This window comes from Nocardia sp. NPDC004260 (assembly GCF_053603155.1).
Map to the genome: position 1 here is coordinate 45,386 of NZ_JBSGEZ010000053.1, position 8,791 is coordinate 54,176.

6 protein-coding genes and 1 pseudogene are annotated in these 8,791 nt (G+C 69.9%); 4 read left to right on the forward strand and 3 right to left on the reverse strand.

What is annotated here, in order from left to right; genetic code table 11:
- Positions 1–70 precede the first annotated feature (70 nt).
- Positions 71–949, forward strand: a complete 879-nt coding sequence (locus ACWEO7_RS26825; protein WP_452427184.1) for a sigma-70 family RNA polymerase sigma factor — start codon at positions 71–73, stop codon at positions 947–949.
- Here ACWEO7_RS26825 and ACWEO7_RS26830 read toward each other — a convergent pair.
- Both ACWEO7_RS26830 and ACWEO7_RS26835 read right to left on the reverse strand, forming a co-directional pair.
- Positions 914–1,915, reverse strand: coding sequence for a helix-turn-helix domain-containing protein (locus ACWEO7_RS26830; protein WP_452427185.1), 1,002 nt, complete (start codon positions 1,913–1,915; stop codon positions 914–916). The two genes, ACWEO7_RS26825 and ACWEO7_RS26830, sit on opposite strands and share 36 nt — an antisense overlap.
- 149 nt (positions 1,916–2,064) lie before the next feature.
- Positions 2,065–2,541, reverse strand: a complete 477-nt coding sequence (locus ACWEO7_RS26835; RefSeq protein WP_452427187.1) for an HAD-IIIC family phosphatase — start codon at positions 2,539–2,541, stop codon at positions 2,065–2,067.
- 395 nt (positions 2,542–2,936) lie between these two features.
- Between ACWEO7_RS26835 and ACWEO7_RS26840 the strand changes: the two genes are divergently transcribed.
- The 3 genes from ACWEO7_RS26840 (at position 2,937) to ACWEO7_RS26850 (ending at position 7,333) form a co-directional block, all read left to right on the forward strand.
- Positions 2,937–4,157 (forward strand): PucR family transcriptional regulator, encoded by a 1,221-nt coding sequence (locus ACWEO7_RS26840; protein ID WP_452427189.1) that lies wholly within the window; start codon positions 2,937–2,939, stop codon positions 4,155–4,157.
- A gap of 222 nt (positions 4,158–4,379) precedes the next feature.
- On the forward strand, positions 4,380–5,750 hold the full coding sequence (locus tag ACWEO7_RS26845; RefSeq protein ID WP_452427190.1) for an amidase: 1,371 nt from the start codon (positions 4,380–4,382) through the stop codon (positions 5,748–5,750).
- Between the two features lie 290 nt (positions 5,751–6,040).
- The gene (locus ACWEO7_RS26850; RefSeq protein ID WP_452427193.1) at positions 6,041–7,333 is read left to right on the forward strand and encodes a DUF5933 domain-containing protein; all 1,293 of its coding nucleotides are present in this window, start codon (positions 6,041–6,043) and stop codon (positions 7,331–7,333) included.
- 185 nt (positions 7,334–7,518) lie between these two features.
- Here the strand turns inward: ACWEO7_RS26850 and ACWEO7_RS26855 are convergent.
- Positions 7,519–8,706, reverse strand: a pseudogene (locus ACWEO7_RS26855) (AMP-binding enzyme); the annotation flags it as partial.
- Between the last annotated feature and the right edge of the window lie 85 nt (positions 8,707–8,791).

The window sequence follows — 8,791 nt, forward strand, 5'->3', positions numbered from 1 at the left end:
GGACGCCGGTCACCTGTGAGCTGTCGAATCCGTCATCCCGATGACGGACCACGGAGCGGAAAGGTGACCGATGCCCACCGAAGACGGCTCGGCGCGGGAATTCGAGGTGCATCGCGACCATCTGCACGCGGTCGCCTACCGCATGCTCGGCTCACCGAGCGAGGCCGACGACGCGGTGCAGGAGACCTGGCTGCGGCTGGCCCGCCACGACGTCGAGGACGTGCGCAACCTCCCGGGCTGGCTCACCACCGTCGTGTCCCGGATCTGCCTGGACATGCTGCGTGCCAGGGCGGCGCGGCGCGAGGAACCGCTCGACCACCCGCCGCGGCTCGACAGCGGCGCCGAGCAGAACGAGCCGGAGCGCGAGGCGGTCCTGATCGAGTCGGTCGGCCGGGCGTTGCTGGTCGTGCTGGACCGGCTCGGCCCCGACGAGCGGGTCGCGTTCGTCCTGCACGACCTGTTCGCGGTGCCGTTCGGCGAGATCGGGCCGATCGTCGGCCGCACCACGCCGACCACCAAGAAGCTGGCCAGCCGAGCCAGGCAGCGCGTGCGGGGCGTGGATGTCACGGCGGGCCCGGAGCTCGCCGCGCAGCGGCATGTCGTCGAGGCGTTCCTGCGCGCGGCGCGCAGCGGCGATCTCGGCGGACTGCTGGCCGTCCTGGCGCCCGACGTGGTTCGGACGGCCGACGCCGCCGCGCTTCCCTCCGGAGTGGCCACGACCGTGCGCGGCGCGGGTTCGGTCGCCGCGGAAACCATACTGTTGCAGAAACGTTCGCAGGTGGCGGCGCTCGCGCTGGTGGAAGGTCACCCGGGTATCGTCGTCGCCCCGCGCGGCAGGCTGCTGCTGGCGCTCACCGTCACGGTGCACGGCGACCGGGTGGCCGGATACCGAGTGATCGCCGATCCGTCCCGGCTACGCGGGCTCTCGATCAGCCTGTTGCCCCGATGATTTCGATCCGCTCCGTTTCAGCGCACCGGCCGCATCCGGCTCGGCGCGCTCCGCGGCTCGGCGCCGCCGGAATTCCCGCGGCGTCTCGCCGAAACGGGCCTTGAACGCCGCGGAGAACCACGCCGGGGTGAATCCGGCGCGAATCGCCAACTCACGGATGGGATCCTCCCGGGTGGGATCGTCCAGCAGATCGCGCGCGGCGCGCAGGGCCTCCTCCCGCCGCACGTCGCGATAGGTGGTGCCGACCTGCTGCAGCACCGAACGCAATTGCCGGGGCGACCAGCCCAGCGCGTGCGCCACCGCGGGCAGGCGGACGTCGTCCCGGCCGACGTTGGCGCGCACGTACTGCCGGATCTGCGCGACGACCTGAGCGTGATGACCGCGCTGCGGATGGGTTTCGCCGAGCGAGATCAGGCTCAGCAATTCGGCGATCCGGTCGCAGACCGAGTTGAACTCGTGGTCGGAGAGATTCGACTGCTCGGCGTGGGTGCTGCGGATCATGGCCTGGGTGATCCTGCCCAGTCCGGAGTTCAGGTCGATCGTCATACCGCGTTCGGCGAGCGGTCCCGCGCGATGATCGAGTTCGGCCCGGGGCAGTTGCATGGCGAAGGCGGACAACAGCGGGATATGGATCTGGCACAGGTCGTCGAGCGCGGTCACCGCGGCCTGATCCGCCCGCGCCCGTGTCTCCTCGCCGCGATAGCGCACCGAGTACACGCCCCGCTCGGGGATGACCACCCAATAGAAGTCGTCGCACGGACCACGGCGGATGTTGGTCCGGGTGCGATAGGAGGTACTCGTTCCGCGCTGCTCCCAGCGCAACAACCGGTAGGCGGCCGATTCCTGCACCGTCATGCCCGAGTACCACCGTTCGGGATCGCCGTACCGGTAGTCCATCGGAACGAAACCGTTGGCGATCGCCGTCCACGATTGAGCGTCGTTGGCGGTCACGCCGTAGCACTTCATGGTGAGAACCTATCGCCGCTGGATCCACCGCATATCGTATTCCCAGCCGGAACGATACGGCTGCCGCCCGAACCTCGCGACGCTGGGAAGTCGCAGCCGTAGCGGACGGCTCGGCCGCCGGATTCCGTCGGCGCGCCGCGCGTACGCACTCAGCGCACGGGCACCCGGGCGAATCCGAGCGGCGGCGTCGGCGCGGGCCCGGTGCGCAAGACGGGCCGGAAATCGGGCAGCACCGGCAGGACGTCGGCGTTCCGGGCGGCATAACACCGCACAGCAGGAAGCGCACGGGCCACCTCGGCGCGCTCCACCGGCTCGTGGTCGATGAAGCCGATGGTGTCGAGTCCGAGGCCGAGCGTGCGCGCGATTCGGATGATCGCCGAAGATTTGGGGCCCCAACCGATCTCGACGGCCGAGAACATCTCGTAGACGCCGTGCCGGTACAGCTTGTCCAGCGTCCACTCACGCTCGCCGCGGCTGGCCACGGCGTGCCAGATCCCGCGTTCGCTGAGCACGCGCAGGGTGCGCTGCGCGGCGGGCCGCAAGGCGCCGACGGTCGCGTCGCACACGGCACCGTCCCACAAGGTGTTGTCCACTTCCCAGACAAGACATCTCAGAGCCGGTGTCATCGCCCTGCCCCTATCGTTGCGTCATCACTGCCTTTCCGCCGTGGCGTGCGCGACAGATGGGCACTGCACACCATCCAAGACACGACACGTGCCGGACAAGACCCTGGTTACATGGCCATGACCGGCGCGGGTGATCCTACCGGCATGTCGGCCGCGCCTCGCGGCAACGACCGAACCGGCTGCCCTCGGCACCCGGCGGCGAGCCGGTGGGCCGAGCCGGAATGGCCTGACGGCCATCGGATATCGGTCGCATGTCCAGCTGCTGTGACCGCTCACAACTCCCTGTCGAACGGTCTCACCTGCTCTCACAGAACCCGTCGATCGGGTCCGCGAAAGAGATCAACAGATTAGTGTGAATGCGCTGCACAGCAATCGTGGGCGGAAGGGAGTCGCCAATGTCCGTCGACAGTTCGGCCCGGCCGAGCCTGACCCTGTCGGGAAAGCCGATGTCGTTGCCGCTGAAGGATGTTCGCGGGCTATCGCGTCAGATGGTCGGCCACTTCGTCGAGAACGTCATCCCGTGCGGAACCCTACCGGGTGACGCCATCGCGGGCGACGTCACCACCATCACCCGGGTCTGCCTGGAGCTGGCGGTGAGCATGCTCGACGGAAAGGACCTCCCGGAGAAACTCCAGCGGCTCGGCGACGCCGCCGCGGGATGGGCGCGGGAGGGAGTACCGATCGACACCATCCACCACTCGATCCACGAAGGCTTCAAGATGGGCCTGGAGCTGGTGGTGTCCGACGCGACGATGAAGGACTACGACGACCTCGTCGACGGCGCCAAGATGGTCGTCGAGATGCTCGACATGATCAACTCGGCGGTCTCCATGGCCTACGTTCGCGAGCTGCGCGCGGTGGTCAGCGAGCACCACACCGCCGTGCACACGCTGACCTCCGCGTTGCTCGGCGGGCACAGCACCTCCACCATGGCGCGCGAATGCGGCATCGCCATCGCCTCCTCGTACGCCGTTCTGGCCGTGGCGATCCCGCCGCACCGCGAGGAACGCAATCCGATGGTCGACGGCAAGGTCGTCGCCCGCAGGAAACTGCGGCGGGTCCAGGCCGAGCTGGCCACGCGCTGCGGCGAGGCCGCGCTGTCGCTGCTGAGCGTGGACGGCGGCACGGTGCTCATCCCGTCGGGCCACTTGAACAACGAGCAGCTCGACACCCTGGTCACCCAGCTGTCGCACGCCGCGCAGGTGGGCGTCACCGCGACCATGGTCGAGGCCACCCCCGAGAAGATTCCCACCGCCGCCGACCAGGCGCACGAACTGCTCGACATGGTGCAGCGGTTGCAGGCGGTGGCCGGGCTCTACCGCTTCGACGAGCTGGCGCTGGAATATCAGCTGACCAGACCGGGGCCAGGCCGCGAGTACCTCGGCTCGCTGCTGGATCCGCTGGACGCGCACCCGGAACTGCTGGAGACGCTGCAACGGCACATCGCCAACAACCTCAACCGGCAGCGCACGGCACGCGTGCTGCACGTGCATACCAACACCGTCGACTACCGGCTCAAACGGATCGGACAACTCACCGGATTCGATCCGTCCCAGCCGTCGGGTCTGTGGTATCTGCGCTCGGCACTCGTCGCCCGCACGTATCGCACGACCTGATCGCTCGACACGTTCACGGGTTCGTCGCCGTCCGCGGTCGGCGGCGGACCGCGACGCCCCCGCGTGAATCACTCGCCCGGCCGCCCGTTCCCATGCGCGGGAACGACAAGGCGCTGGTCATTGTGGTGTCACGGATCGACGATTACCGTGGGCCCCGAGTTACGAAGGCCGGCGGCGGCACACAGCCCAGGTCGTCGCGACCAGAGTTACCAGGAGGTTGCGATGACATGGGTGGGCGCGTCAGCGGGCGACATCGCGGCGGGGGTCCGGAGCCGGACGGTGTCACCGCTCGAGGTGGCCGACGAGCACTTGGCCCGCATCGCGGCAATGGACACGCGGATCAACGCCTTCCGGATCGTGCGCCACGAGCAGGTCCGCCACGAGGCCCGTGCGTTGGCCACCCGCGGCGATCTCGCCGACCTCCCGCTGGCCGGAGTTCCAGTGGCGGTGAAGGACAATCTCGACCTCGCCGGATGCGTGACCGGACACGGATCGCGCGCGGCGCGGCAGACCGCGGCCGAGTCCGACAGCGAGCTGGTACGCAGGCTGCGCGCGGCGGGTGCGCTGCTGATCGGCAAGACCAATGTGCCCGAGCTGTGTCAGTGGCCGGTCACCGAGAGCGCCGCGCACGGCCTCACCCGCAACCCGTGGCTTCTCACGCATACTCCCGGCGGGTCCACCGGTGGCGGCGCCGCGGCGGTCGCCGCCGGAATGGCCGCGCTCGCGGTCGGTTCCGACGGTGGCGGTTCGATCCGCATTCCGTCGTCGTGCTGCGGGCTCGTGGGCTTGAAGCCTGGTGACGGCGTGATACCCCGCCCGCCCGAACTCGGCTCCAATTGGCTCGGCATGTCGACGTTCGGACCGCTGGCGACCACGGTGTCCGACGCGGCCCTGCTTTTCGCAGTGCTCGCGGCCGACGACCGCTATCTCGCACCGGCGGTGCCCGCGCGGCCGCTGCGAATCGGGATGACCATGCGTCCACCGGTGGTCGCGGCGTCCGTCGACCCGCAGGTGCGAACGACGATGCTGGCGGCGGCCGAAGGGCTGCGCGAAGCGGGCCACACCGTTATCGAGGTGGCGCCGCCGTGGCGGCCGCAGGACGCGTTCGCCTTCCTGGCGCGCTATTTCGCCGGCGTCGCCGAGGACGCCACGCACCTCGGCGCGGACCTCTTGGAACCGCTGACCCGCAAGGTGGCCCGGGCCGGACGGATGATCAGCCGGGTGCAGCGCGTGCCCGACGCGCCCGCGCAGCGGCAGTCCGAACGATTCGCCGCGTGGTTCGCCGAGCACGATCTCCTGCTCACGCCCACGCTGGCGACCCCGCCGGTGCCGGTCGGGACCTTCGCCGGCGAAGGATTTCTGCGAACAATGCTCGACGTGTCCCGCTTCGTTCCCTTCACCCCGCCGTTCAATACCGTCCGCTACCCCGCGATCTCTGTTCCCGCCGGGCAGTCCGACACCGGACTGCCCATCGGCGTGCAGCTCGCCGCGTCGCCCGGCGGCGAATCCACGTTGCTCGCGGTCGCCGCGCAGCTGGAGCGGATCCGCCCGTGGCAGCGGCACGCTCCACTCGGTGACGCGGCGATTTCCTAGCCGACCATCACCGCCGAGCGGCGCGAGTCGGCGCCGCCACGTCCACGAAGGACTCCTCCTCCTCGACGAGCCGCTCGACGATCACGCGAAAACGTTTCGACACCAGGGGGATTCGATCGATCTGGCGGCGAGCGGCGCGCTCTCGCCAGCGTGCGGGCATCGCCGCGTACATGCGCCGTTAATGTCGTGTTTACGATGTTCCGGTGCTTGTGAACGACGTGCGAGGGAGCTTGACCCCACCGGGCGAGCGTGTGGGTATCGAAGAGCTCCGAGAGCGTCGGTTCCGGCCTATGGTCGTGTGGTGCGCTGTCGCGGCCATCGTGGTCGCGTTGATCGGCGGCGAACTCATGGCCGCGCACATCGGGGCGCTGGGCCCGCTGACCAGCCTGCTGCGGGATTACGCCGGAACGCCGAAGTCGGCGACCACGCCGTGGGCGGGATTCCTGCTGGCCGTGGTCGGGATCACGGCGCGCGCACGCTTGGGCGCCGTCGCCGCGGCGATCGGCGTCGACCTGGTGTTCGTCCTGATCAGGACGGCCGAGGGGCGTCCGTTCACGGTCGGCAACGGCCCGACCATCGTGCTCACCGCACTGGCGGTGCTCGCGTTCGTGCGGTGGGACGGACAACGACGCCGCACGGCGTTGCGCACCATCGCCTTCGGCGCGCTGCTGATCGCGGCGACGAAGATCAGTGAGATCTGGCTGGACATCACCGCGTGGGCCTGCCCGACAGTCCTCGATCCGTACGTGCAAGTCGCCGATCGCGCCCTCGGCAGCCCGTCCTGGCTGGTCGGGCACGCCCTCGAGGTGGCGGGACCGGTGGCGACGGGTGTGGTGCGCTGGGTGTACTTCGAGCTTCCGCTGGCGGCAGTCCTGGTCGCGGCCTGGCAGTTACGCGGCGTGACGACCAGCGCGTGGCCACGGCACTACCTGGTGCGCACGTTCCTGACCCTCGGCCTCGTCGGGCCGATCTGGTACGTCGTCTTCCCGGTGGTGGGGCCGGTGCTCGCCTACGGACCGCAGGGGCTCGGCTTCGAGATCGCCGACGTCTGGCCGAATGTCATTCCGGCCGTGCCGTCCTCGATCGACGCGCTGCGCTTCGACGGCATCACGCCGCGCAACTGCATGCCGTCGCTGCACACCGCCTGGGCGCTGTCGCTGTTCATCCACTCCCGGCGCGGCCCGCTGTGGTTGCGCTGGGGCGGGGCGTTCTGGCTGGTGTGCACGCTTGTCGCGACGCTCGGCCTGGGCGCGCACTACGGCATCGACCTGGTCGTGGGCGCGGCGTTGTGCCTGACGGTGGAATCCGCGCTGCGCGACCCGGATCGGGGCTGGGATCACCAGCGCGTCCGGATCGTGGCCATGGGTGTCGGCGTCTGCACCGGCGTGCTGCTGTGCATCCGCTTCTTCGCCGTGTCGATGGCAACGCACCCGCTACCGTCCGGCATCGTGCTCCTCGGCGCGCTCGGTGCGCTGGCGATCCTGTTCTACATGACGTGGTTCGGTACATCGTCGGCGGAATCGAGCAGCCCGGTCCCAGCGGTGGATCAGCCCGCCGATCGTCGGGCAGACGCGTCGCGGTGATCTGTGTGCCCTCGGCTTCCACGCCGACGGCACCGCGACGATCTTCGTCCCGGTCAAGGGAAGGCCACATGAAGCGCAGAGGATTGCGCTTCGGTGGCCCGGCGAAAGGGGCGACATCCCGGCGGAGCTGAGCGGCCGCGCGGTCGGTGACGAGCGCGTACCACCGCCCCTCCGCGCTCCGATGATCAGCGATCGACCTCAGGGCGGCCGACACGGCGGTGCGCGGCCAGCGTCGAGGCCAGCGCCGCCCGATCCAGTTTGCCCCGCGGCGTACGCGGCAGCCGGTCCACGACCAGAATCCGCACCGGCATACTCGGACTCGGCAAGGTCGCGCGCAGCCGCCGCCAGATCTCGTCGGCTTCCGGTGCGCCCGCGCCGAGCACGATCGCCGCCGCGGGCGCTTCCCCCATGCGCGCGTCGGGTACGCCGATGCAGGCGGCCTCGGCGACACCCGGTATCGCCGTGAGCGCCGCTTCGACGGCGGCGGGTTCCACGTTGAGGCCCGCCCGGATCAACATCTCGCTGTCCCGGCCGAACAGCCGCAGGCGGTTGCCGATCACCTCGCCCCGGTCGCCCACCGTCATCCAGCCGTCGACGGGACCGCCTGCCACGCCGTCCGCGGTGAGGTAGCCGTCGAAGAGCATGTCGCTGCGCACGTACACCAGGCCGTCGCGGACGCACGCCTCGACACCGGAGAACAGTTCGCCCGCCGACTTCTCGTCGGCACTGCCGAGCCCACGGTCGAAGGACACGAAACTCAGCTCGGACGCACCGTAGAAGTGCACGAGCGAGGCGTTCGGCAGGACCTCCCGCAACGCTCGCCGTCCCGCGCACGGCCACCGGGCCGCCGAGGACAGCACCTCCCGGACGCCGCCGACCTGGCCGATTCCCGCCCGCACCACGTCCCACGCGATCGTCGGCACCGAATACAGCTGGGTCGCACCGTCGTTCAGTGCGTCGACCACCGGCCGCAGGTCCACCGTCGCGCCGCGAGTCAAGGCGTGCAACGCGCCGTAGAGGAAATGCGTGTGGTCCAGCACGCCGGGCACCGAGACCCGGTCTCCGGCGCCGATGTCGAAGGTGGCATCGGAGCGATCCAGCGTGGCGGCCCACGACAGCTGATCGCGCACGAAGAGCTTCGGCTCACCGGTGGTGCCGGAGGTGATACCCACCAACAGTTCCGCCTCCGGTCGCGCTCCGGCCGCCGGAGCACCGGATGCCAAGGCGGCGGCGGTCCGTACGACGCCGTCGAATCCCAGCCGCCGCAGCCGCCGGTGCTGGTGCGGCGCCGCGACGACGGCTCCCGGCTCGGCCAGCGCGAGGACACGGCCGAACTGATCGGGCAGCAGATGGCGGTGCAGCAGCAATGCCGCTCACATAAGGGTTTGACCTGGTCGTCAAATTTGCGAACCGGTCGGTGGGTGAGGCGGAGTCGGTTGTGTCGCTTCAGTTGCGTGT